This is a genomic window from Maribacter sp. 4U21 (assembly GCF_002742365.1).
In the GTDB taxonomy this organism is placed as follows: Bacteria; Bacteroidota; Bacteroidia; order Flavobacteriales; family Flavobacteriaceae; genus Maribacter.
In genome coordinates, this window is the sequence record NZ_MDGN01000072.1 from 54,010 (window position 1) to 77,960 (window position 23,951).

The window sequence follows — 23,951 nt, forward strand, 5'->3', positions numbered from 1 at the left end:
TGTAAATTTTTTGATTTATCGTAAATTTATGATTTCGTTGGTTTTAGAACAATTATTCTTGAAATCTTATAGAAATGACACATATTTTAGGCATTTATTAATCCTTACTATAGATTTGTGTTTCTGTATAGCTTTTCTATGGATGAACTAAAACCAATATTAAACGAGTCCTTTGGACTTACCGATTACTGCTTAGAAACCTTAGAAGGTTACGACAGCAACAACTATAAAGTCACCACGGCTTCAGGTTTGTTTGTACTTAAGGTATATTCATATGCAGAGGAAACGTTCGCGTTATTGGAAGCGGAGCACCGAGTGTTTCAAAAATTAAAGCATATTAAAACTTTTCAAGTCCCTCTGGACATTCAAAATAAAAATAATGAAGCGCTTACTCTCTCGGATGGTAAAATTTTTAGGCTCCTTCCTTTTATCGAAGGTGATTTTCTTGCAGAAATTAAACATACAAGGGAATTAGCTAGGTCTTTTGGAACAGCATTGGCAGCAATGGATAAAAGCCTCTTTGGACATTACGATTCCGCTATACAGGGAAAGGAAACGAACTGGGATTTACAGTTTTTTATAAACAACCGGGTGTTTATAGATGATATTGAAAATACGATGGACAAAAACCTGGTCCGTTATTTCTTTTTGCAGTTCAATGAGCATGTATACCCCATTCAACATCAATTTAGAAAAAGTGTCATCCATAACGACGCGAACGATTGGAACATACTTACCAAAGATGGCACTCTTTCGGGAATTATTGATTTTGGGGATATGTGTCATTCATGGTTGATCAATGAATTGGCGGTAGGACTTACCTATCTGCTCATGGAAAAGGACAATCCTCTAGAAATCGCCAAAACTGTGTTAAAAGCGTATCATGAAATTGTTCCGTTAGAAGAGATAGAATTGAATGCACTCTACTACCTGATAGCGGCGCGTTTGTGTACTAGTGTCTGTAACTCGGCCAACACTAAAAAACGTAAACCGGACTCAGTCTATATCACCATTAGTGAAAAACCGGCATGGACACTGTTAAGAAAGTGGTTGACCATTAACCCGATTGCGGCGGGAGATGCCTTTAGAGCATCGTGTGGGTTTCAACAAACAAAGAAAAAAACCCTAGAGGAAGATTCAAGGGTTAGAGACAAAAACATCAGCAAGGCCTTGTCACTCAGCTACAACCGACCCATTCAAATGAGCAAGGCCGCCTTTCAGTTTATGTACGATAGTCATGGGAACACTATACTGGACGCTTATAACAATATTATGCAAGTGGGGCACTGTCACCCAAAAGTGGTGCATGCCGGGCAGAGAGCCATGGCTAACCTTAATACCAATACGCGCTATTTATATGACGAACTTCTAAACTATTCGGAAGCCCTACTGGCTAAATTTCCGGAACCACTTAGCAAAGTGTTCTTTGTAAACTCTGGAAGTGCCGCCACTGATCTGGCGATACGCATTGCTAAGAACCACACCAATAGAGAGCACATTATGGTTTTGGAACATGGTTACCACGGAAATACACAAAATGCCATAGATATAAGCCATTACAAATACAATCACAAGGGCGGAAAAGGCAAGAAGAGTCATATTATAGAGACGAAACTGCCTAAAATTTACGGCTCTGGTTTTGAAACGGAACAGCAAGCATGCACTCATTATGTAAAAGAGGCACACGCAAGGATAAGTGAGCAAAGGGATAAAATTGCCGCTTTCATAGCAGAACCTATAGTAGGCTGCGCCGGACAAGTGCCGTTACCAAAACAATATTTAGGCGAGATTTATCCGGAAATAAGAAGACAAGGTGCACTCTGTATCAGCGATGAAGTACAAGTTGGTTTTGGAAGATTGGGCAGTACCTTTTGGGGCTATGAGCAGTATGATGTTATTCCAGACATCGTAATTCTAGGAAAGCCAATTGGGAATGGGCATCCGCTTGGTGCCGTTGTTACCACTACCGCGATAGCAGATAGTTTTGATAATGGCATGGAATTCTTTAGTTCCTTTGGCGGAAACCCAGTTTCATGCGCTATTGGCAACGCCGTCTTGGAAGTTATTGAAGAGGACAACCTTCAAGAGAATGCAAGAATGGTTGGTGCCCATTTAAAAAACAAGCTAAAACAACTTCAAGAACGCTTTGAGCAAATAGCAGATGTGCGTGGAGAAGGCCTCTTCTTAGGGGTTGAAATTATTACTTTAGACGGATTACCCAATACCGATTTAGCAGCAGATATCAAAAATAAGCTACGTGAAAAAAATATACTCATCAGTACAGACGGACCTTACGATAGTGTACTTAAAATAAAGCCGCCCTTATATTTTAATATAGAAAATACCAATAAACTTGTAGATGAACTCCAGATTATTTTGAAGGAATCCTAAAAAGAGATACTTTTAGAAAGATTAATTAATTTTATATCATGAAAAATTCCCTCTTAAAAGATATTGGTTTAGCATTCTTCAGAATAGCGATATCCGCAATGATGCTTTTTCACGGTCTTCCAAAATTTCAAAAACTTATCGCAGGCAATTTCGAGTTCGGAAATCCGCTTGGAATTGGTGCGGCTCCTTCCCTATTCTTAGCTGTTATAGGAGAGTTCGTTTGTCCAATATTAATAATTATTGGCTTCAAGACAAGATGGGCAGCTATCCCAGCAGCAATTACAATGTTGGTAGCGGCAGTTATTGTGCACGGAGAAGATCCTTTCGGAACAAAAGAAAAGGCATTGTTCTATTTAGTGGCTTTCGTTACCATTGCACTGTTAGGTCCTGGTAAGTTTAGCATTGATAAAAAATAAGCTATAAGATTTTCACCAACAGTTCCTTTAATAAATCTGCCTGATTTGTATTTGCAGCACCTACTCCTTTCCCTTTTAAGTCCAGTTCGCGCAAATAAGAAATAATTTGGCTCACTTTTTTCATTGGATAATTTCTTGCGGCCGTCTGAAATTCTCCCACAAAATAAGGGTTGATTCGTAAAGCGCTAGCCACATTCTTAGGCGTGTGATCGGTGAGACCATGATATTGAAGCAGTTGTGTAAAAAAAGAGTTGAGCAAGGTTACCGTAAGAACAAATGGGTTATCCTTGGGGTTCTGCGCAAAATAAGTAATGATTCTGGTGGCTTTTACCACATTACGTTCCCCAATGGCCTTTTTCAATTCAAAATTGTTGTAATCCTTGCTTATGCCTATATGTTCTTCAATATCCTGTGGCGTAATTTCGCTTTTTTCTGGAAGTACCAATTTCAACTTAGAAAGTTCGTTATTGATTCGGCTTAGATCAGTACCCAAATATTCCACCAATAAAATGGCTGCTTTGTGAGATATGGTATAACCGCTAGAAAGTAATGTTTTTCTTAACCATTCCGTTACTTGATTTTCATACAGTTTCTTGCTTTCAAAAACTACTCCTCCCTTCTTAAGGGACTTGTACAAAGCTTTACGTTTATCTAATTTCTTATACTTATAGCAGATAACTAACACTGTAGTTTCCTGAGGGTTTTCTACGTAGCTCGCTAATTTCTCGATATTTCTTGATAAATGCTGAGCCTCCTTTACAATAACAACCTGCCGTTCTGCCATCATTGGATAGCGTTTAGCATTACCAACAATATCCTCTATAGTAACATCTTTGCCGTACAGCACCATTTGATTAAAACCTTTCTCCTCTTCTGTGAGCACTTTATTACCAATGTAGTCCGAAATCTTATCAATAAAATAGGCCTCTTCCCCAAAAAGAAAGTATATAGGTCTTATACTTCCCTTACGAATATCATTAACAATCTGTAGTGCTTCATCCATTCGGAAAAAATCATCAATTTTGTAAAATGCAACCGCTCAACTTTCCCAGTTACAACTTTAGGGTCAAAAATAGTCAAAATAAAGCCCTGATTTTTGACCTAATCCGGAAAAAGTTCATCGTTTTGACTCCAGAGGAATGGGTTCGCCAACATGTGGTCATTTATCTCATAAATAACAAAAAATACCCACAAAGTCATATCAATGTCGAAAAACAGATTGTAATCAATGGTTTAAAAAAAAGATATGATATTGTAGTTTTCAATCCTGATGGAACCATTCACTTACTTGTAGAATGCAAAGCTCCGGAAATTAAGATATCGCAGGAGACTTTTAACCAAATTGCGAGGTACAACCTAGATTTAGACGCCACCTATTTAATGGTGACGAATGGCATGTCTCATTTTTATTGTCAAATGAGTAAAAGTGATGAAAAATATCAATTTTTGAAGCAGATTCCTGAATTTAGCCGTTAATTTGTCAACATTTTGAAAATAGCCGTAGTCATATTGAACTGGAATGGAGAAGTGCTTTTGGAGCGTTTTCTCCCCGCTGTGGTCAAATATTCGAAAGATGCAACCATTTATGTGGCCGACAATGCTTCTACTGATGGCAGTATTGCATTCCTTGAAAAAAACTATCCATCAATCGCTATTATTAAAAACAAGGTCAACGGCGGCTTTGCACAGGGCTATAATGAAGCTCTGCAACATATTGAGGCCGATATATTCTGTTTATTAAACTCGGACGTAGAGGTCACCGAAGGGTGGTTGTCTCCTATACCAGATGCTTTTAAGACACTACCGAAAGTAGCGATTATTCAGCCGAAAATACTGGACCTTCTAAATAAAGAATACTTTGAATACGCGGGTGCTGCAGGTGGTTTCATTGATCAGTTGGGTTATCCCTTTTGTCGCGGTAGAATCTTTCAAACTTTAGAGAAAGATAACGGACAATACGACGATACTAAGGAAATTTTCTGGGCAACCGGAGCTTGTATGTTCGTAAAAAAAGAAGTGTTTACGGAACTCAAGGGCTTTGATGCCGATTATTTTGCCCATCAAGAAGAGGTAGATTTTTGTTGGCGCGCCAAGAACCACGGTCATAAGGTATATTATATAGGCACCTCTAAAGTATATCATCTTGGAGGTTCTACCTTAAGCAATATGAACCCGAAAAAGACCTATCTCAATTTTAGGAACTCCCTCTTCTCCATTACCAAGAACGTGCCCCTTCATAAGGCATTTATTATTATTTACGTTCGACTACTGCTAGATGGTATTGCAGCCGTGCGGTTTATTTTTCAATTTAGGTTTAAACATTTCTTAGCCATCTTTCGAGCACATTTTAGTTTTTACAGGCAGTTTAGAAGAATGTACAGAAAAAGGGAAAAGACTAAATTTTTATTAAAATACTATACTACAAAGTCCATAGTGTGGTCTTATTTCGTAAATCAAATAACTAATTTTAACATTTTAGTAAAAGATTAACTAATAAGTCGGTTTAGCGAAATACAAAATATATAATTTTGGTCTCGCTTAAGGCAAAATCAAGTAAACAAAAAACATTAATATAGTTAAACAATTATGAAAAAAATCATTTTAGGATGTCTTGGAGTTACGCTTTTATTATCTTCTTGTGTATCACAGAAGAAATATGCGGACCTCGAAGCAAAACAAAAAGAAACTCAAGATTTATTAAATTCTGCAACGGTTAAGTTAAATGACTGCCTCGAAGAAAAAGCGACTGCGGCTTCTAGACTACAAACCTTAGAAGATCAAAACGCATTTTTAAAGTCTAACAACCAAGAGCTCATCAACAACATGGGCAACTTGACGACGTTAACTACAAAAGGTGCTGAAAACCTTGAGAAGTCATTAGAGAGTTTACAAGAGAAAGATTTGACCATTCGTAAATTAAACGATGCGATCACAAGAAGAGATTCTGTAAACCTATCCCTAGTTCAGAGTTTAAAAGGTGTTCTAGGAAACTTGGATGATGAAGATATTGAAATCAGCGTTGAAAAAGGTGTTGTTTTTGTTTCCATCTCTGATAAATTGTTATTCAGCAGTGGAAGTTACAACGTAACGAACAGAGCAAAAGAAGTACTTGGAAAGGTAGCTAAAGTTGTAAACAACAAGCCAGATTTTGAATTTATGGTAGAAGGTCACACAGATGACGTTCCTTACAGAAAGAATGGTGTGTTATTGGATAACTGGGATTTGAGTGTAAAACGTGCAACGGCCGTTGTTAGAATTTTACAGAACGATTTTAATGTTGATCCTAAGCGTATGACGGCTGCAGGTAGAGCAGAGTTTGTACCGGTATCTGCAACGGAGAAATCTAAGAACAGAAGAACTAGAATAGTTGTTCTTCCAAAAATTGACCAATTCTATAGTATGATAGAAGAAGGAATGAAGGATTCAGCAATTGGAGGAAAGTAATTCCTAAATAGTATAATGAAAAGCGGTCTTTTTAAGACTGCTTTTTTTATACGCATATTTTAAAGGATTAAAGAATATCAAGACTTCCCTTACCCTCTCGTACCACCGTTGGGTAACCTTCGGAAAGGTCAATAATAGTTGAGCCAACATTGCCGCCGTAGCCCCCATCGACAACAACGTCTACGATTTTTTCCCATTTCTCATAAATTAGCTCTGGGTCCGTAGTGTATTCGAGCACATCATCGTCATCCCTGATAGATGTAGATACTATAGGATGGCCCAAAGCATTAACTAAGGCAATGGCTATACTGTTATCTGGAACTCTAATACCAACGGTCTTTTTCTTTTTGAAATCTTTCGGTAAATTGTTGTTCCCGGGCAATATAAAGGTGTAAGGACCCGGCAAGGCTCTTTTTAATATTTTAAAGGTGGCGGTATCAATTTGACGCACGTAATCAGACAGATTGCTTAAATCCGCACAGAGAAATGACCAATTTGCTTTGGCAAGCTTTATGCCCTTTATACGGGCCAATTTTTCCAAAGCTCTTGAATTAGTGATATCACAACCCAGACCGTAAACGGTATCTGTTGGATAAATGACCAAACCCTCTTTGCGTAGTACATTTACTACCCTATTAATTTCCTTTGGATTTGGATTGTCTTCATAAATTTTTATAAACTCTGCCATAGTTCACGTATTCTTAAAAGATAAATCCTTTTTCCTTAACTCGATAGACAAGATTTATTATGCTCCGTAACTCGTGTCAAATTCAATGACGGCTTTCCCTCTAATGTCTCTTGGGCTTGCCCCAAGTTCATTTACTTTCAAATGACCAAAAAGGAAATTCCTGAACCTAGCCTTTAAAGCAACTCTAACTTAGCAAACCGCAATAGCAGTTTTTTAATATCCCCTTTATCAAACTGTATTTCAGCTTTTCTATCATTTCCCGCACCCTCAATCTTCAATACCTTACCCCGACCAAAACGTGTATGGTTCACCAAGGATCCCACGGTCAAATTTGGGTCTATCGCATTAGTATTGCCTACGGGTCTAGAAAGTTCTGGTTTTATCTTACGTAATTTCTTTAACTGGTTTAAATTGGGCTGACCTACAAGGGGTGGTGTACCGGCTTTTGGCTTTACCTGTCTTAATTTTGACTTGTCTACTTCACCGAAGATATCGGCATCTATCAGTGATTTATAACGGTATCCTCCATCTACAGGAGTTAAGTTCTCTACGTATTGCTCATCAATCTCCTCTAAAAACCGACTTGGTTCGGCATCGATTAATTTTCCCCAGCGATACCTATTCTGCGTATAGGTCAAATAAGCTTGCTTCTCCGCTCTGGTCAAGGCCACGTAAAAAAGCCGACGCTCCTCTTCCAATTCGCTCCGTGTGTTCATGCTCATAGCGGAAGGAAACAAATCCTCTTCCATGCCTACGATATACACGTAGGGGAACTCAAGACCCTTAGCCAAATGAATGGTCATTAATGCCACGCGGTCATCATCTCCCGTATCGTTATCTAAATCGGTCGCCAAGGCTACATCCTCCAGAAACTCACTTAAGTCACCGGTAGCATCTGCCAGTTCCTTTTGTCCCTCGACAAAATCTTTTATACCGTTCAGTAATTCTTCAATATTCTCCATTTTGGCGATACCTTCCGGAGTCCCATCCTTTTTAAATTCTAGAAGTATACCCGTTTTTTTAGAGATATGTTCCGCCAAGGTAAACGCATCCGCTCCTTCGTTCATAATCTGAAAACTTTTGATCATGGTAACGAAATCCTCTAATTTTCTTTTGGTACCCGCATTTATCTTAAGGTCTATTTTGGCAATATTCTCCATGACCTCAAAAATAGAACGGTCATAATGATTTGCTGCTACTACGAGCTTATCGATGGTGGTTTGCCCAATACCCCTTGTCGGGAAATTAATGATACGTTTTAGCGCTTCTTCATCCTTAGGGTTTATAACCAATCGTAAATAAGATAGTACGTCCTTTATTTCTTTCCGTTGATAAAAAGAGAGTCCGCCATATATTCTGTAGGGAATGTCCCGTTTTCGCAAGCCATCCTCAATAGCCCTAGACTGGGAATTGGTCCGGTACAGAACGGCAAATTCACCATTGGTCAGCTGATTTTGCATCTTGTTATCCCAAATGGAGCCTGCAACGAACCTACCTTCTTCGGCATCGGTTATACTGCGATGTATTTTAATGGCGGCACCCTCGTCATTCGCGGTCCATACCACTTTTTCTAATTGATTCTTATTCTTGGCAATTATGGAGTTTGCGGCATTTACAATGTTTTTGGTAGAGCGATAATTCTGCTCCAAACGGTACATGCCTACGTTTTCATAATCGCGCTGAAAATTTAAAATATTACTAATGTTCGCCCCTCTGAACGAATAGATACTTTGCGCATCGTCCCCTACCACACAGATATTTTGAAAACGATCGGCCAAAGCCTTTACGATTAGATACTGGGAGTGATTCGTATCCTGGTACTCATCTACCAGAATATACCGGAACCGGTCTTGATACTTCATGAGAACATCGGGGAAGCGGGTCAGCAATTCATTAGTCCTGAGTAATAAATCATCAAAATCCATGGCACCGGCCTTAAAGCACCGGTCTACATAATTTTGGTAAATATCCCCTACCCTTGGTCTTTTGGACATCGCATCTGCCTCCATGAGTTCAGGATTATTAAAATAAGCCTTCACCGTGATAAGGCTGTTCTTAAAGGACGATATCCTGTTTTGAATCTGCTTGTATTTATAAATGTCCTTATCAAGACCCATTTCTTTAATAATAGAAGCAATGAGCCTTTGCGAATCTTGTGTATCGTAAATCGTAAAATTACTTGGGTAGCCCAGTTTGTGACCATCAAAGCGTAGTAACTTGGCAAAAACCGAGTGAAAGGTACCCATCCAAAGGTTTTTAGCTTCAGATGTACCCACAATGTCCGCGATACGTTTTTTCATTTCGCGCGCGGCCTTGTTCGTAAAGGTCAAGGCCAAAATATTAAAGGAATCTACCCCCTGCGCCATCAAATGGGCTATTCTATAGGTAAGCACCCTTGTTTTGCCAGAACCTGCCCCGGCAATAACCATTAAGGGACCATCTTTATGTAAAACAGGTGCCTTCTGGGCTTCATTTAATTCATCTATAAACGTACTCAATTCACTCTTAGTTTAGGAACGTGAATTTAGCCATTATAACGGGATGGCGGAAGCGCTATTTTTCAGAATTATGAACAATAACTGGTAATTCCTTTCAATTTGAATATATTTAGCATCTTATTATCTAGAAAATGCGTCGAAGACTATTAATACCCTCTTTTTTTTACCTTTTCACTATCGGAATTGTTACGAATTGTTTGGCTCAAGCAAAACAAAGTGGTCCGGTAATAGAAGAATTTGGAAAAGTATGGCGTATAGAAAACACGGATTTTAAAGTAGATACCACAAAGACCTACAAAGCCGTGTTTGACATCATGAACTCGCCCGAGGATGTTTCACAAAGAAATGCAAGTTTGGAAACCGCAGCTCGTTTTTTAAATATGCACGCACAGAGCGGTATTCCTCTAAATCAGCTTAAAGTAGCGTTGGTAGTTCATAATAAAGCATCGAAAGATGTCATTACCTCTGAGGCCTACAATCGTAAATATAATGTTGAAAACCCAAATGAAAAGATGCTACAAGAATTAATGGGCGCTGGCGCAGAAGTTATTTTCTGTGGACAATCTTCTGTTTCTAGGGATTTTCCAAAGGAAGAATTGATTGCTGGTGTGCAGCTCTCCTTATCTGCCATGACGGCATTAATACACTTACAGAACGAGAATTATAGATTGATTAAATTTTAAACATACACTATGAGAAAATTAGGAGTATTGGCTTTATTGCTATTTGCCTTTTCCTTGCAAGCACAAGGACCCAATTTAAGTAAGGATTATGAGGCTATAGAAAGTAAGGTTATTGATTGGAGAAGAGATATCCACCAAAATCCAGAGTTGGGAAATCGCGAATTTAAAACGGCGGAGAAAATTGCCAAACATCTGAAATCATTGGGTATTGAAGTGCAAACAGGTGTTGCCCATACCGGTGTTGTAGGACTACTAAAAGGTGATATGCCCGGTAAAGTTGTAGCCTTACGTGCCGATATTGATGCGCTACCCGTGACCGAGCGTAATGATTTGCCTTACAAATCTACCGTTACCTCTACCTTTATGGGCGAGGATGTTGGAGTAATGCATGCTTGTGGTCATGATACGCATACCGCTATTCTTATGGGTGTTGCAGAAGTTATGTCCAAAAACAAGGATAAAATCAAAGGCACCGTTAAGTTTATATTTCAACCCGCTGAGGAAGGTCCGCCACCTGGTGAAGAAGGTGGTGCTTTACTCATGGTAAAAGAAGGTGTTATGCAGAATCCAAAGGTTGATGCTATTTTTGGTTTACACATTAACTCCCAGACCCCGGTAGGCACTATTAGATATAAATCTGGAGGTACCATGGCCGCCGCTCAAAGCTTTACGATCAAAGTAAAAGGAAAACAAAGTCACGGTTCACAACCATGGAGCGGTGTTGACCCCATTTTAATAAGTGCCAAGATTATTGATGGACTGCAGACCATTATCAGCAGAGAAACTAACCTTACGAATGAGGCCGCTGTAATTACGGTAGGTAAGATTAAGAGTGGGGTACGTTTTAATATTATACCGGAAAGTGCGGAAATGATCGGGACCATTCGCACACTGGATTATGATATGAAAGATAAACTGAACAAACGTATGGTAGAAATGGTAAGTACCATAGCCAAAGCCTATGGTGGTGAGGCTACCTGCGAAATCAAGGATGCTACGGATATTACCTACAATAACCCGCAACTGGTAGAACAGATGTTACCGACGATGAGACGCGTTGCAGGTGAGGCCAACATCCAAACCCAAAAAGCGATTACGGGAGCGGAAGACTTTTCTTATTTCCAAAGAGAGGCTCCAGGTTTCTTCTTTTTTTTAGGGGGAATGACTCCCGGAAATACAGAATCGTTTCCACATCACACACCGGATTTTAAGATTGATGACAGTGATTTATTATTAGGCGTAAGAACCTTGACAGAAATGAGCCTAGACTATTTGAACAGTGATAAAACACCACGGTTGGATACCAAACCGAAAGGATAATATAGATGTCAGAAATTGCAGCTCTATTAACTAGTTTCCCTTGGTGGGCGTGGATTGTTTTGTTTATCTTATTGGTGGCTATTTGGGATGTTTTTATCCAAAAACGGCACACCATAAAACACAACTTTCCCGTGGTGGGTCATTTGCGCTACTGGTTAGAAAGTATTGGCCCGGAAATGCGACAATATTTTGTTGCGAACAACAGGGAGGAACTACCCTTTAATCGAATAGAAAGAGGATGGATCTATGCCTCTGCCAAACAAGAGAACAATTACGAAGGATTTGGCTCTGATAGGGATTTGTACGCGCATCAACATGTTTTTATAAAAAATAGAATGATGGCCTATCAAGCACCTGTGGGACATCCTAATCTAGAAGACAAATCGTTTATGCCCTGTGCCAAGGTCATGGGCGCGTATAATAAAAGAAAACGCCCGTACAGACCTGCGAGTATTATCAACGTTTCTGCCATGAGTTTTGGCTCCTTATCCGCAGCAGCGGTAGAAGCAATGAATAAGGGGGTATTTAAAGCTGGTGCATATCATAATACGGGAGAAGGCGGATTGTCTCCCTATCATAAACAGGGGGGTGACGTAGTTTTTCATTTCGGCACAGGTTACTTCGGTGTACGTACCGAAGATGGTAATTTCTCCATGGAAAAAATGAAAAAATTGGTGGCGGACAATCCTTGTATCAAAGCAATAGAGATAAAACTGTCGCAAGGGGCCAAACCTGGAAAGGGAGGCGTACTCCCAGGTGCAAAAATAACAGAGGAACTTGCCGAAATACGTGGGGTTGAAGTGGGTAAAGACGTTCTTTCTCCTGCCACGCACAAAGCATTTTCCAACGTTCCTGAACTTATGGCCTTCATCGAGGATATTGCCCAAGAAACGGGACTCCCGGTCGGCATTAAAGGAGCCATAGGTAAGCTGGACCAATGGGAAGAATTGGCGGATTTGATGTTAAAAACAGGCAAAGGTCCTGATTTCATCACCGTAGATGGTGGTGAAGGGGGAACCGGTGCAGCCCCACCTTCCTTTGCGGATCACGTTTCCCTGCCTTGGGTCTATGGTTTTTCTAGTTTGTATCGTGTCTTTCTAGATAGACAACTAACGGACCGTATCGTCTTCGTAGGGAGCGGTAAGTTGGGCTTTCCTGCAAAAGCGGCCATGGCCTTTGCCATGGGAGTAGACTGTATTAATGTTGCACGAGAGGCCATGATGAGTATTGGTTGCATTCAAGCACAGGTTTGCCATACCAATAGATGCCCTGCCGGTATTGCCACACAGAACAAGTGGTTGCAAAAAGGTGTTAACGTGCCTCTAAAGTCGGACAGACTAGCGCAATATTTCAAATCGTTCCGAAAAGAGTTTCTAGAAATTACCCACACAGCGGGCTATGAACACCCGTGTCAGTTTACCATGGACGATATTCAGGTAAATGTTGATGACAACGACCTTAACCGTAGCCTAGCCTCTACTTACGGCTACAATAAAGTTAAAGTTGACTTCAAAGGTGTGGAAGAATTAAAAGACTGTTCGTATCTTGGCGGCAAATAAAATCTAGTCCTATTCTTAATCAAATCGTATCATTATGAAGAGAATTTTACTCCTTTCCATAGGTATCTTTTTATTTGTTTCAAATATACAGGCTCAGAAAAAGAGTGAATTGATAGCGCAAAATCAAGATTTAAAGTATCGCTTGGATTCAGTGAACAGGATTGTTTCCAAAGCAATACAAGGCGAAAAAATAAGTGTATTAAAGGCTGATGAACTCCAAAATCAAGTAACGGAACTACAAGCGGCCAATGCCACACTTTTAAAGAACCTGAACAGTTTTGCTGCGCTCTCTAGTCAAAATTCTGAAAACATAAATAAGACCCTAGCGACATTAGAACGTAAGGAAGCCCAGTTAAAGGGGCTTGTTGATGGTTTCGCTAGTGCCGACTCTACCGCTTTGGTAGTGCTGACCAATGCTAAAAAGACATTAGGTGAGAATGCCAAAGTACAAGTGAATGATGGTGTGGTCATTATCTCAGAAAAACTGGACTTTTTCTTCGCGGATGGTTTGGGCACCAATCTTTTGGATACTTCCAAAGAGTGGTTAACGAACGTAGCAAAGCTTATCAATGCCAGTCCAAAAGCAGCCGTAACCATTACGGGCATGACGATAACTGGGGAGTTTGACATTGCTATGAATCAGGCCAATACCATTGCAGGGGTTTTGATAAAAGAAAATTCGGTAAGCGGTACCCGCTTAAATGTAAAAAGTGGAGATGGTGGATTTAAAGAATCCATACAGATTAAAATACATCCAGACTACAAGGCTTTTTACGAAGGAGCTAAAGCCGATATGAAGAATTAATTAGAGCCAGAATTGCGCTGGTTATTCTGAATTAATTACTCATATTTTATTTGATTTTTCTATAAGATATATTGTCCTATCATTACTGTGAGATATTAATATCAGTACTTTTCAAGTTAAGTACTAATTCAAGAAATCCAAACTAAGGATTCTGCATAACGATACCATTCACCGGCTTCATCCTTTTTACAGAAAATCAATTCTAAACCGTTCGGACTTCCCAAAAAGTAAGCGGAAATCGTGTGGTCTTGGTTAAAAACAGGAACGGAGATACGAATGGCTTTCGAGCTCTTAGCATTAGTTTGGTATATTTCAGTGCTATAGGCGTATGATACAAAAAGATGATATACTTCTTCCCTTATAAAATTAGCATTATATTGCTTGCCTATGTATGATCTTTCATAAATTTTCATGGGATTACTCGGATTAAGAACTAAGGTGGAATTAATAACCTTATACATTTCATTTTCCTGAGGTTTCACTAATTTGCTCGAAAGACAAGAATTTAAATTCAAGCTCAATATTGATAGGACTATAGTTCTTCTTAAATTCAATCGCATCGTACACTTTTTGATAACAACAAACTGTTGTACAAACGCTTTTAAATGACCCAATTCTAAACAAGATATAGCGTTGAACTACATAACTTCTTCCACTTAGCTCCAATTTTACGATAAATATAAATATAGCCTCCTAAGGGAGTTTGGTCTATAAAAACGCCATAAGTTCCATTACCTGTATTCATAATGACTGGAAAGCTAATAAAGTGTACCGCTTTCTTCACCCTACCTACATTATGATAATCGGCATATGTACCAATCTCATAGTTTAAAGCTTTAGGATTATCAAATTTAGAGGCATCTAATTCTACCACTTTTAAATTCATCATTTTTTTGTCTAAGCGCTTTTTATCCATTGCGGTAAACAAACTATCTACGGGACATTTAACTATCTCTTCTTCATTTTGATGGTTGATATATTGGTCTAAACCATCCTTCAGGACATCACTATAATAGTCACTGGAGACGTCATAAGGATTATTTGTTTTGTAATAAAGGCTTCCTTGTACGCCCTCCATATTTTGGCCATAAACCATGTTTAATAGGTCATAGGCAATTTCGGAATTTGAGTTATTATCAGGAAATGGTTTTGACTGAGATTTACAAGCTAGGAAAACAAGAATAACGAAAAACCATTTTTTCTTTAGGACTACCATATAACTTTGATTTTAATAAAATGAATTTTTACACTAGAACGATAAATGACTTAAGAAAATGAAATCCAAGTATTTGCATGAAGATGCCAATTTCGCATACTATCTTTTTTACAAAAATAAATTTTCATAAGAAATGAGGTGCGGATAAAATAGACACAAAGAGCCTTATCTACACTAAAAACAGGTACCGAAATCTGTGCTAGATTTTTATCTTTATACAGCCTAATATTATTAGCTAGGAGTTCATTATTCCATTTTATTTTCTTGTCAGCCATCTTTGACATTTCTATAAAATCGCTATCATTTAAAAAATCAGTTACAAAAACTTCGGAATTTTGACAAATACTATCCAAAAGATATTCTTTTCTCTTGTAAGGCAACTCTTCATTATCCTCGATAGATTTAGCAGTGTTGAAATTATTCCTGTGTATTTCTGTCGTATTTGGGTAAGACACTAAAAGATTTTCTAACTCTTTTTTTATAAAGTTGTGATTAAATTGTTTATCCACATACGATTTATAATGAATGTTGGCGGTATCTGTTTGATGTACTAAAAACGTACTATTTATAACTTGATAAACCTGTTCCTCTTGAACGTTTGCTAATCTACTTGAATAGCAGGAGTTTAAGAGTAACAACCCTAATGAAACGCCAATGATTTTAATGACTTTTAATCGCATCTTATACTTTTTGATTTACAAAAAATCAAGAACACCTTTTTGAAGATTTTAACATAAATTATACTTCTCGCACATATTTTTATTCGCTATCTAGAATTAGATGTGTACCATAATCATCAACCTATTTCAGGTAAAATAAAGCGTTGTTTCACAGATTTTAATCCAGTAATCATCTTCTTTTTTGAAAATATAAAGCAATCCTCCATCTAAATTTTCTTCGCAAAAAATACCATAAACGATATTTTTTTTTCTATAAATCAAAGGGAAAGTAATGAAGGTATGGGCACCTTGAATTATTCTAACATTTTCATCAGTCTTAATAGTAACTTTATCCAAACCCAAGATAGCTTCATTATCAAATTTTGAACTATCTAGAATTTGAGATTGACTAGAGAGGAAACTTAAATCAATTTCTTTTTGCTCCTGCATAGTAAATAAACTATCAATGTTACATTTAAAAAGTTTTAGATCTGTCGCATAGTTAATAAAATTACTTAAGCCATCAATTAAAATAGTATCGTAAGGATACTCATCCTTACCCTTTGTATAAGAAAATAGAAAACCAATAGATTCGTTCTTACCATACACTGCATTAAGTAAACTATAACCCAAATCCATAGATTTTTTTTCTATTGAAAAATTCTCTCGTTGAGCTTTACATGCAATCATTGTAAATAGAGGTAGTATATACAGTAAAGTTTTAACATTTTTCACCTTTCGCATCGCTTGTACCATTTTGTTCATTTTCTATTATTCTAATTGTCTTATTCCTTTCACTTTCATTTGGAACTAAATCTTTAAAGGCATCAACGGGCTCCAAAACCTCAGTATTATTTTCTTTTTTCACATAAAACAGACCTCCAAAAGCCATAGAATAATAGTAATCCCATCCTAAATCTTTTTAAGACCCATATTTTTTGTCCCATTGATATAATGAGTGAGCCATTCCTGTGACAAACTGTTTCATAAACTCATGATGTATTCGATTCTCTTTATAACCATTTTTCTGAGCGTATTGATTTAATAATACGCTGAATTCGGCATTACTAGTCATTTTATAACCTAGATAGGCATGCACGGATTCATGTATTAAGGTTCTCGCAACAGAAAGTTTAGTGGCATTATTCAGATAACTCTTTGATAACGTAGTTGTTAGTTTGTAGCCTTTAGCAGCTCTATCATATTTCCTTAAGGTACTCGCCGTTACTCCCGATAACTCTCCAACTCCTACTATATTATGATATTTGGTCGATTCATTAAATAATTGCTGAACCGCAGCAGAAAAATTCATAGTTAACCTAAGAGAAGGAAGATATATTTCAGGTTTTATAGGGTCGTTGTAGTAACCAACCCTACCCAATTGAAGAAATATTTGTCCCAAACAAGGTGATTTCTTAACAGATTTATCAACTAATAACAACTTAGGTCTACTTCTAGTATTTTCTGGTTTTTTACTAGAGTAAGTAGTATTACCATTATCGTGTGTTGCATAATTCAAAGATGTTCTACTTCTAGAACCACCACTTGTATTACTAACGTAGACATACTCCCGTGCTATACAATTGGATTTTGTCGGCATTTAATTCATTCTTAACTTTAATTTATGTCCAAAAAACAATTCTGTAACTGAAAGATAAAGATTACATGGAACTAAGAAACAAAATTCTGTATGATTTTAATGTAGAAAAAATATGCATTTCATCGATTAGGTATTATAATAATTGATGAAATTGGTCGTTCTAAAGTCATAAATCAACTACTAATTCAGTAAATTTTAATAATGACATCTGACCAAATTTTTCAACTTTTCGCTTATTTATTGCCATCCGTGGTTACGGGAGCTATTGCTTTTTACTTCTTTAGAATGCACACCAATAACGAAGAAGGGAGAAGGCGTTTTCTATTGCATAAAGATTCTCAAAAAGACACTTTGCCTATTAGACTACAAGCGTATGAGCGCATGGCCTTGTTCTTAGAACGTATGGCATTACCAAGTTTAGTAGTTCGTGTGGCTCCAATAACAAAGGACAAAGCTGCATATGAAAATTTATTGATAAAAAGTATTGAAACGGAGTTTGACCATAACCTGTCCCAACAAATCTACATGACCGACGAGTGTTGGAATGTCATTAAGGCCGCAAAAAATGCTACCGTACAAATGATACGTAAGGCCGCGATGAGCGAAACGGAAACAGCGGATAAACTCAGAGAGGATATTTTAACGGAAACCATGGAAAAGGCTTCCCCGTCCGCTACCGCACTGGCTTTTGTTAAAAAGGAATTGGGCGAGCTTTGGTAAGAAAAATACAAGTTTCAAGTTCAATTATTTTTAGTCTTTGGGTATTGGCTTCTGAATAATCATCGTCACCGAACATTTCAACCGATAAACCTGTATTGCCCTGAGCTCAGCGGTCGTTAACTTAGCGTAGCAGAAGGGAACGGCAAACTACTGAAATTTTTCAAATTTGAATTGGGATTAATTTCCCCCCTTTGGGGGTTAAGGGGGCCTTATTCATTCTCATTAGGCTCAATTGGATTGGTTTCCTCGTTTTTATTCTTAGCGTACAGATACCCCCTTTTCCACCACAATGTCATTTTATCCTTATCGAATATGAGGGAATTCGTGGTTAATATGGTCGGCGTATAATACAGGTTAATAATAGCATTATGTTGGTTGGCCACTAATTTTCCTATACGTATGTTCTGATTTTCAATACGGTCCAGAATAAAACTTAACATGGTGGTTAAAAGTTCAAACGGGTTCCTTGAAGGCATACGGTTCATATAATTCACTTCGGTATGTAATACCACAACATCCACCTCTGTGGCGCCTCTTTTTATAGCCTCTTCTATAGGCACGATACTACCTAGGCCGCCATCCGCATACTCACATCCATTCTTACGAACCAAACTCATGAATGGGGTATAGTTAGATGAAATCCAAATCCAGTCGCAGAATTCATCATAAGTACACTCGTCTATAGACTTATATTCTACTTGGTTCAAAGACAAATTGGAGACCGTAACCACAACATCCTTATTACTTTCTTGAAGTTCCTTAAACTCGGCCACCGTAAGACTGTTCCTAATAAGGTCTCTAAGATTCTCACTTTCTCCAAAGGTTTTCTTTCCTCGGATAAGATTCTTAAGCACGTTCCAATGATTTATGGATATTTCATTGATGCCGTATTTTTTACGAACTACGAACGGACAGTTATTGAATATGGTCTTTTGGTTTACGTTGGAGTAGATTTCCTTGATTTTATCAACCTTACCCAAAGCCAAATGCGAAATAAGCAAGCTACCTGTAGAGGTTCCTACGAAAAGGTCGTACTTTTTGCCCGATTCCTGTATTAGAAACTGGGCCACTCCGCCGGCAAAGGCTCCTTTGCTTCCGCCTCCTGAAATGACTAATGCTCTCATGGTAAATTTAACTTGGTCTTTAGATAACGTAAATCATCACGCTTTAGTTCTCTAGCTGCATTTAGAATTTCCATTTTACTAGTGTCATCTTCCAGTTTTTCATCCAAAAGACGTCTTGCAAAGTTCCGAAATTGCCACGAATGGTGATTGGTCGCTTTTATGAGTTGTCGGTAAACACTAGCATTCATTGCATTGATATTCATTAAATACTGAAAAGCCAACTGTCTTACCTCCGGATTGTAAGTAGAAAAAGTATACTTCACCAACTCATTCAACCATCTAGTTTTCTCCACACCGCCATACTCGGGAGTAACCAAGGCAAGCGTTAACCATAGCAAGCGTACATTTTTATTGGGCAGGCCAACAATGTCTTTTGTGCGATTTAGATAAACACTTCTATATTCCGGAAAATTAGACCATAAGTTAATTAGTGCCGTTTCAATGGTCAGATAGCTATCATCTTCTAGAAGCGTTTCATAGCGGGACTTTAAACTTTCTGAAGATGCACGAGCACCAGAAATGCGATATAAAACCTCTGCTAAAGTTTGTCTAACTGGCACGGTATCGGTCTCAAAAGCCCTAAAAATTAATTCTTTAGGTAAAATTCGATGGTATTCTTTTATGAGGTATTTCTTAAAGTGAACCGATTCACTTTTGTTCCAATACCGCTCATAATCCAAATCATCACTTTGAATGCGTTGAAATTCATCTTCCATCGCAAAGACGGGACTAACGGAAGATGAAGTATTTCTTAGGAAGGATTTCATTTTATCAAAAGGAAGCTCCGTACGCTCTAGCCAATCTGACTTAAAAGTTGACAAGTCAAAGCCGCTTGCTTGTTCTATTTCGTTCAGAAAATCGGTTATGGTAACACTTTTATATTGGTGTTTGACTAGATATTGTTTAACTCCATTTCTAAAATTCTCCTCTCCCACTAGGTCCTTAAGCATCACCAATGCCCAAGCCCCCTTTTCATAAAATGTAAGACTACTGGCTTTTGGATCGGTCAAGGCCTCCCCTTCTCCCTTATCCGATACGCTTTTTAGTCGCACAGCGGTATCGTATAATTTCCAATAATAATGGTTATTCCCAAAGAGTTCTTTCTCCGCCAAATACGCGTAGTAGGTTGCAAAACCTTCATGCAGCCAATGATGATTACCATCTTTTTCGGTCACCAAGTTCCCAAACCATTGATGAGCCAGCTCGTGTGCGTTAACGTTTACGTAGTTCTTGTCTACAAAAGCAATAGAATCGATGACATAGGTATCCGAAAAAATAGTGGTCGTGGTATTTTCCATTCCGGAGTATAAAAAATCACGAACGGGAACCTGTTTATAATTTTGCCATGGATAGGGAAAACCAATTTCTTTTTCCAAAAAATCAAAGATTTCCTTGGTATAACGATAGGTAGGTTCCGCCTTAAGACTATCCTTTGGGTAGTAGTAATTTTCAATAGGAATCCCTGAAGCGGAAAACAGCTCTTGTTTTTTATAGTCACCAATCACAAAAGCCAAAAGATAACTACTCATGGGTTCTTTCATATCGAAAGACGTGATGGTGCTTCCGTTATGATTACTTTTAACCTCCTTGATTCTGCCGTTAGCAATTGTAATAGGCTTATTAAGATTTGATTTAATACTCAAGTCGAACTCCACCTTCTCCTCCATATCGTCAAAACTGGGCAACCAATGGCTGGTATATTTGCCTTGGCCTTGGGTCCATAGCTGCTCATTGCCTTCAACGTCATCATCCCAACCAAGGAAATAAACGGTCTGTTTTGGTGTGCAATCATATTGTAAAAGCAATTCGTACTGTTCTCCTTCCTTAAATTGATGGTGCACTTTGATGATTTGTTGTGTATTTTCCGACCTAATTGGATTCCCACTAAGAAGTGTTTTAGAGAAATGCATGTTCTTAGCATCCAGGAATATAGAATCTACGTCTGCAAGTATTTTTAACTGGTAGCTTACAAGGCCTTTTAGTCTTTTTTCCTGCGGAATCAATTCAATACTAACATCTGCACGAATAAAATCGACCTTATCCTGATGCTGGGCCGTTATCGCACAAAAGAAAAAAACAAAAATTATAAGTAAGCACTGTCTCATTTTGTAGTACCGGTAAAATACACACCAAATTTAACACTTTAGACCAATAGTCGCTTTGATATGCCCTTAATTAAAGATTACGTTGGTACAACATCGCTTTTGACCATACCTTTTGGGGGTTAATGGTCTTATCCCTAAATTCGTGTAATGAATGCCGGTTTTCTTCAAACACCAGTTGCTTATCTAAAAGGCGTTGGCCCTAACCGGGCGGAAAGCCTTCAATCCGAGTTGGGTGTTCATGTGTATCAAGACTTACTTAATCTTTTTCCCAACAGATACATAGACAAGACGCAATACTATAAAATAAACCAGCTACAGAAAAGTAATGCAGATGTTCAGATTATTGGCAAAATAGTTCATCTGAAGACGGTTGAGCAAAAGAAAGGAACGCGTCTTGTAGCCAAATTTCAAGATGACACTGGTGAAATGGAATTGGTTTGGTTTCGGGGTCAAAAATGGATTCGAGAGAATTTAAAACTCAATACACCCTACGTAATTTTCGGAAAATGTAACTGGTTCAACGGGGTCTTCTCTATGCCTCACCCAGAGCTAGAACTACTCAAGGAACACCAACAGGGACTAAAAGTGCATATGCAGCCCGTGTATCCATCTACCGAAAAGCTAAGCAACAAAGGTGTCACCAATAGAGTCATCAGTAAATTAATGCAACAACTTTTCTTGGAGACCAAGGGCAAGTTTTCCGAAACACTCTCCGATGGACTTTTACAGGAACTAAAATTGATATCCAAGAGTGAAGCACTATTCAATATTCATTTTCCTAGGAGTCAGGAACTACTGGCAAAAGCCCAGTTCCGTTTGAAATTTGAAGAATTGTTCTATCTGCAGATGCAGCTTATTGCTAAGAACATGCTGCACAAACAGCGAATAAAAGGATATAATTTTGACCAAGTAGGAGAACTGTTCAATGATTTTTATGCAAATCAGTTACCTTTTGAATTAACCAATGCGCAAAAAAGGGTCGTCAAGGAAATCCGGGCGGATTTAGGGAGCAATGCCCAGATGAACCGATTATTACAAGGAGACGTGGGTTCCGGAAAAACTATCGTTGCCGTATTGACCATGTTGTTGGCTATAGATAATGGATTCCAAGCTTGTTTAATGGCTCCAACAGAAATTTTAGCCAATCAACATTATACCGGCATTTCGGCATTGCTAAAAGATACGGGGATAACCTGCGAACTGTTAACGGGCTCCGTAAAAAAGTCCGCTCGGAAACCCATACATGAACAATTGGAAAATGGGGAACTTCAGATACTCATTGGTACGCACGCGTTATTGGAAGATAAGGTGAAATTTAAAAATTTAGGTTTGGCCATAATTGATGAGCAACATCGTTTTGGTGTGGCACAGCGATCTAAACTTTGGCATAAAGGTAGCCCACCCCTAACCCCTCCCAAAGGGAGAGTAAAAGAAATTCATTACAAATACCAAACAGCAAGACCATCTACCTATGGGCTACTAAAAGAATTACAACAAGAAAACAAAAAACGAACCTCGGAGGCAGCGCAGCTACTTTGGCAGAGTGTGAGGACAGAACAAACATATGGTCAATTTCAGAGGCAGCATCTTATAGATAAATTTATCGTTGATTTTGTATGTATTTCTAAAAAGTTGATTGTTGAAGTTGATGGAGGATATCACGACAACCCCTCTCTAAAAGAAGCCGATACTATGAGAACTCAAATTCTCAATGATTTTGGTTATAAAGTAATACGGTTTAAAAATGAAGAGGTAATCGATGCCATTGATATTGTATTGCATACAATTGAAAGAATATTAAAAAGCCTCCCCTCAGGGGAGGTTGGAGGGGCTATACCACCACATATCCTAGTAATGACGGCAACGCCTATTCCTAGGACGCTAGCGATGAGTTTATATGGTGATTTGGATATTTCAGTTATTGATGAACTCCCACCTGGCAGAAAACCGATAAAGACCGTACATAGGTATGATTCCAATCGCTTAAAAGTATTTCGGTTTATCCGAGACGAAATTAAGAAAGGAAGACAGGTTTACATAGTATATCCACTCATACAAGAATCAGAAGCCTTGGATTATAAGGATTTGATGGATGGATACGAAAGTATTGTGCGGGATTTTCCGATGCCGGAATTTCAGATATCCATTGTACATGGACAAATGAAACCCGTAGATAAGGACTATGAAATGCAGCGTTTTGTCAATGGTGAAACCCAAATCATGGTTGCGACCACAGTGATAGAAGTGGGTGTTAACGTACCCAATGCCTCCGTTATGATTATTGAAAGTGCGGAACGCTTTGGATTGTCACAATTACACCAACTTCGGGGACGGGTTGGACGTGGAGCGGACCAAAGTTTTTGTATTTTAATGACGAGCCACAAACTTTCTTCAGAAGCAAAAACGAGGTTGGAAACTATGGTCCGGACTAATGACGGATTTGAGATTGCCGAAGTAGACCTAAAACTGCGTGGCCCGGGTGATATTATGGGTACGCAACAAAGCGGTATTCTTAACTTAAAAATTGCGGATATCGTAAAGGATAACGAGATACTTAAATCCGCTCGCTATTACGCCCTAAAACTTCTAAAGGCCGACCCATCCCTAGAGAAACCAGAAAATTTGATCATTAGGCACAGCTACGCCCTATTAGTGAAATACAAGAATATTTGGAACTATATAAGTTGATTTAAAAGTCGTCATTAGCTTTTGAACATCGTAAT

22 protein-coding genes are annotated in these 23,951 nt (G+C 38.3%); 11 read left to right on the forward strand and 11 right to left on the reverse strand.

Features of this window, described 5'->3' with window-relative positions; all coding sequences use genetic code 11:
- The first annotated feature begins 138 nt into the window (after positions 1–138).
- The gene (locus BFP77_RS14165; protein ID WP_099574670.1) at positions 139–2,391 is read left to right on the forward strand and encodes an aminotransferase class III-fold pyridoxal phosphate-dependent enzyme; all 2,253 of its coding nucleotides are present in this window, start codon (positions 139–141) and stop codon (positions 2,389–2,391) included.
- Between the two features lie 38 nt (positions 2,392–2,429).
- Positions 2,430–2,807, forward strand: a complete 378-nt coding sequence (locus BFP77_RS14170; protein WP_099574671.1) for a DoxX family protein — start codon at positions 2,430–2,432, stop codon at positions 2,805–2,807.
- A gap of 1 nt (position 2,808) precedes the next feature.
- Here the strand turns inward: BFP77_RS14170 and holA are convergent, their stop codons facing one another.
- A complete protein-coding gene (gene holA, locus BFP77_RS14175; RefSeq protein WP_099574672.1) occupies positions 2,809–3,810 on the reverse strand; it encodes a DNA polymerase III subunit delta in 1,002 nt (333 codons plus the stop codon).
- Between the two features lie 26 nt (positions 3,811–3,836).
- Here holA and BFP77_RS14180 point away from each other — a divergent pair, with 26 nt between their 5' ends.
- The 3 genes from BFP77_RS14180 to BFP77_RS14190 all read left to right on the forward strand — a co-directional run bounded on the left by BFP77_RS14180 (position 3,837) and on the right by BFP77_RS14190 (position 6,251).
- Positions 3,837–4,283: a type I restriction enzyme HsdR N-terminal domain-containing protein gene (locus tag BFP77_RS14180; RefSeq protein ID WP_099574673.1), complete on the forward strand. Its 447-nt coding sequence runs from the start codon at positions 3,837–3,839 to the stop codon at positions 4,281–4,283.
- 12 nt (positions 4,284–4,295) lie between these two features.
- Complete coding sequence (locus BFP77_RS14185) at positions 4,296–5,297, forward strand: glycosyltransferase family 2 protein (protein ID WP_099574674.1); 1,002 nt, start codon at positions 4,296–4,298, stop codon at positions 5,295–5,297.
- 96 nt (positions 5,298–5,393) lie between these two features.
- On the forward strand, positions 5,394–6,251 hold the full coding sequence (locus tag BFP77_RS14190; RefSeq protein WP_099574675.1) for an OmpA/MotB family protein: 858 nt from the start codon (positions 5,394–5,396) through the stop codon (positions 6,249–6,251).
- A 67-nt stretch (positions 6,252–6,318) separates the two neighbouring features.
- Here the strand turns inward: BFP77_RS14190 and BFP77_RS14195 are convergent, their stop codons facing one another.
- The gene (locus BFP77_RS14195; protein WP_099574676.1) at positions 6,319–6,939 is read right to left on the reverse strand and encodes an L-threonylcarbamoyladenylate synthase; all 621 of its coding nucleotides are present in this window, start codon (positions 6,937–6,939) and stop codon (positions 6,319–6,321) included.
- Positions 6,940–7,112: 173 nt separating this feature from the next.
- Positions 7,113–9,437 carry an ATP-dependent helicase gene (locus BFP77_RS14200; RefSeq protein ID WP_099574677.1) on the reverse strand — a complete coding sequence of 775 codons (2,325 nt, stop codon included), beginning with the start codon at positions 9,435–9,437 and terminating at the stop codon, positions 7,113–7,115.
- A gap of 197 nt (positions 9,438–9,634) precedes the next feature.
- Between BFP77_RS14200 and BFP77_RS14205 the strand changes: the two genes are divergently transcribed.
- The 4 genes from BFP77_RS14205 to BFP77_RS14220 are packed head-to-tail and all read left to right on the forward strand — an operon-like array spanning position 9,635 to position 13,804.
- Complete coding sequence (locus tag BFP77_RS14205) at positions 9,635–10,120, forward strand: DsrE family protein (protein WP_257212975.1); 486 nt, start codon at positions 9,635–9,637, stop codon at positions 10,118–10,120.
- A 9-nt stretch (positions 10,121–10,129) separates the two neighbouring features.
- Positions 10,130–11,440: an amidohydrolase gene (locus BFP77_RS14210; protein ID WP_099574679.1), complete on the forward strand. Its 1,311-nt coding sequence runs from the start codon at positions 10,130–10,132 to the stop codon at positions 11,438–11,440.
- A gap of 5 nt (positions 11,441–11,445) precedes the next feature.
- On the forward strand, positions 11,446–12,999 hold the full coding sequence (locus BFP77_RS14215) for an FMN-binding glutamate synthase family protein (RefSeq protein ID WP_099574680.1): 1,554 nt from the start codon (positions 11,446–11,448) through the stop codon (positions 12,997–12,999).
- Positions 13,000–13,033: 34 nt separating this feature from the next.
- Positions 13,034–13,804, forward strand: a complete 771-nt coding sequence (locus tag BFP77_RS14220; RefSeq protein ID WP_099574681.1) for a hypothetical protein — start codon at positions 13,034–13,036, stop codon at positions 13,802–13,804.
- A 128-nt stretch (positions 13,805–13,932) separates the two neighbouring features.
- Here the strand turns inward: BFP77_RS14220 and BFP77_RS14225 are convergent, their stop codons facing one another.
- From BFP77_RS14225 to BFP77_RS14245, 6 genes are all read right to left on the reverse strand, one after another.
- The gene (locus tag BFP77_RS14225; protein WP_143751916.1) at positions 13,933–14,265 is read right to left on the reverse strand and encodes a hypothetical protein; all 333 of its coding nucleotides are present in this window, start codon (positions 14,263–14,265) and stop codon (positions 13,933–13,935) included.
- A gap of 155 nt (positions 14,266–14,420) precedes the next feature.
- A complete protein-coding gene (locus BFP77_RS14230; protein ID WP_099574683.1) occupies positions 14,421–15,020 on the reverse strand; it encodes a hypothetical protein in 600 nt (199 codons plus the stop codon).
- A gap of 50 nt (positions 15,021–15,070) precedes the next feature.
- Positions 15,071–15,700: a hypothetical protein gene (locus BFP77_RS14235; RefSeq protein ID WP_099574684.1), complete on the reverse strand. Its 630-nt coding sequence runs from the start codon at positions 15,698–15,700 to the stop codon at positions 15,071–15,073.
- 126 nt (positions 15,701–15,826) lie between these two features.
- A complete protein-coding gene (locus BFP77_RS14240; protein WP_143751917.1) occupies positions 15,827–16,444 on the reverse strand; it encodes a hypothetical protein in 618 nt (205 codons plus the stop codon).
- Positions 16,401–16,571, reverse strand: coding sequence for a hypothetical protein (locus BFP77_RS17025; protein WP_180272365.1), 171 nt, complete (start codon positions 16,569–16,571; stop codon positions 16,401–16,403). Before BFP77_RS17025 ends, BFP77_RS14240 begins: the two co-directional genes overlap by 44 nt.
- A 30-nt stretch (positions 16,572–16,601) precedes the next feature.
- The gene (locus tag BFP77_RS14245; RefSeq protein WP_099574686.1) at positions 16,602–17,279 is read right to left on the reverse strand and encodes a hypothetical protein; all 678 of its coding nucleotides are present in this window, start codon (positions 17,277–17,279) and stop codon (positions 16,602–16,604) included.
- 201 nt (positions 17,280–17,480) lie between these two features.
- Between BFP77_RS14245 and BFP77_RS14250 the strand changes: the two genes are divergently transcribed.
- A complete protein-coding gene (locus BFP77_RS14250) occupies positions 17,481–17,999 on the forward strand; it encodes a DUF7935 family protein (protein WP_099574687.1) in 519 nt (172 codons plus the stop codon).
- A gap of 209 nt (positions 18,000–18,208) precedes the next feature.
- On the opposite strand, the gene BFP77_RS14255 is transcribed toward BFP77_RS14250, so the two are convergent.
- Complete coding sequence (locus BFP77_RS14255) at positions 18,209–19,123, reverse strand: patatin-like phospholipase family protein (RefSeq protein ID WP_099574688.1); 915 nt, start codon at positions 19,121–19,123, stop codon at positions 18,209–18,211.
- Positions 19,120–21,228, reverse strand: a complete 2,109-nt coding sequence (locus BFP77_RS14260; RefSeq protein WP_099574689.1) for a M1 family metallopeptidase — start codon at positions 21,226–21,228, stop codon at positions 19,120–19,122. Before BFP77_RS14260 ends, BFP77_RS14255 begins: the two co-directional genes overlap by 4 nt.
- A gap of 147 nt (positions 21,229–21,375) precedes the next feature.
- Here BFP77_RS14260 and BFP77_RS14265 point away from each other — a divergent pair, with 147 nt between their 5' ends.
- On the forward strand, positions 21,376–23,916 hold the full coding sequence (locus BFP77_RS14265) for a DUF559 domain-containing protein (RefSeq protein WP_099574690.1): 2,541 nt from the start codon (positions 21,376–21,378) through the stop codon (positions 23,914–23,916).
- Positions 23,917–23,951: the final 35 nt, after the last annotated feature.

What these genes read in the sequence shown, in the direction of transcription:
- BFP77_RS14230 (WP_099574683.1), bottom strand. Translation starts at nt 15,020, where the DNA reads ATGGTAGTCCTAAAGAAAAAATGGTTTTTCGTTATTCTTGTTTTCCTA.
- BFP77_RS14180 (WP_099574673.1), top strand. Translation starts at nt 3,837, where the DNA reads ATGCAACCGCTCAACTTTCCCAGTTACAACTTTAGGGTCAAAAATAGT.
- BFP77_RS14190 (WP_099574675.1), top strand. Translation starts at nt 5,394, where the DNA reads ATGAAAAAAATCATTTTAGGATGTCTTGGAGTTACGCTTTTATTATCT.
- BFP77_RS17025 (WP_180272365.1), bottom strand. Translation starts at nt 16,571, where the DNA reads ATGGCTTTTGGAGGTCTGTTTTATGTGAAAAAAGAAAATAATACTGAG.
- BFP77_RS14225 (WP_143751916.1), bottom strand. Translation starts at nt 14,265, where the DNA reads ATGTATAAGGTTATTAATTCCACCTTAGTTCTTAATCCGAGTAATCCC.
- BFP77_RS14260 (WP_099574689.1), bottom strand. Translation starts at nt 21,228, where the DNA reads ATGAGACAGTGCTTACTTATAATTTTTGTTTTTTTCTTTTGTGCGATA.
- holA (WP_099574672.1), bottom strand. Translation starts at nt 3,810, where the DNA reads ATGGATGAAGCACTACAGATTGTTAATGATATTCGTAAGGGAAGTATA.
- BFP77_RS14220 (WP_099574681.1), top strand. Translation starts at nt 13,034, where the DNA reads ATGAAGAGAATTTTACTCCTTTCCATAGGTATCTTTTTATTTGTTTCA.
- BFP77_RS14195 (WP_099574676.1), bottom strand. Translation starts at nt 6,939, where the DNA reads ATGGCAGAGTTTATAAAAATTTATGAAGACAATCCAAATCCAAAGGAA.
- BFP77_RS14240 (WP_143751917.1), bottom strand. Translation starts at nt 16,444, where the DNA reads ATGAACAAAATGGTACAAGCGATGCGAAAGGTGAAAAATGTTAAAACT.
- BFP77_RS14170 (WP_099574671.1), top strand. Translation starts at nt 2,430, where the DNA reads ATGAAAAATTCCCTCTTAAAAGATATTGGTTTAGCATTCTTCAGAATA.
- BFP77_RS14235 (WP_099574684.1), bottom strand. Translation starts at nt 15,700, where the DNA reads ATGCGATTAAAAGTCATTAAAATCATTGGCGTTTCATTAGGGTTGTTA.
- BFP77_RS14265 (WP_099574690.1), top strand. Translation starts at nt 21,376, where the DNA reads ATGAATGCCGGTTTTCTTCAAACACCAGTTGCTTATCTAAAAGGCGTT.
- BFP77_RS14245 (WP_099574686.1), bottom strand. Translation starts at nt 17,279, where the DNA reads ATGCCGACAAAATCCAATTGTATAGCACGGGAGTATGTCTACGTTAGT.
- BFP77_RS14255 (WP_099574688.1), bottom strand. Translation starts at nt 19,123, where the DNA reads ATGAGAGCATTAGTCATTTCAGGAGGCGGAAGCAAAGGAGCCTTTGCC.
- BFP77_RS14215 (WP_099574680.1), top strand. Translation starts at nt 11,446, where the DNA reads ATGTCAGAAATTGCAGCTCTATTAACTAGTTTCCCTTGGTGGGCGTGG.
- BFP77_RS14250 (WP_099574687.1), top strand. Translation starts at nt 17,481, where the DNA reads ATGACATCTGACCAAATTTTTCAACTTTTCGCTTATTTATTGCCATCC.
- BFP77_RS14210 (WP_099574679.1), top strand. Translation starts at nt 10,130, where the DNA reads ATGAGAAAATTAGGAGTATTGGCTTTATTGCTATTTGCCTTTTCCTTG.
- BFP77_RS14165 (WP_099574670.1), top strand. Translation starts at nt 139, where the DNA reads ATGGATGAACTAAAACCAATATTAAACGAGTCCTTTGGACTTACCGAT.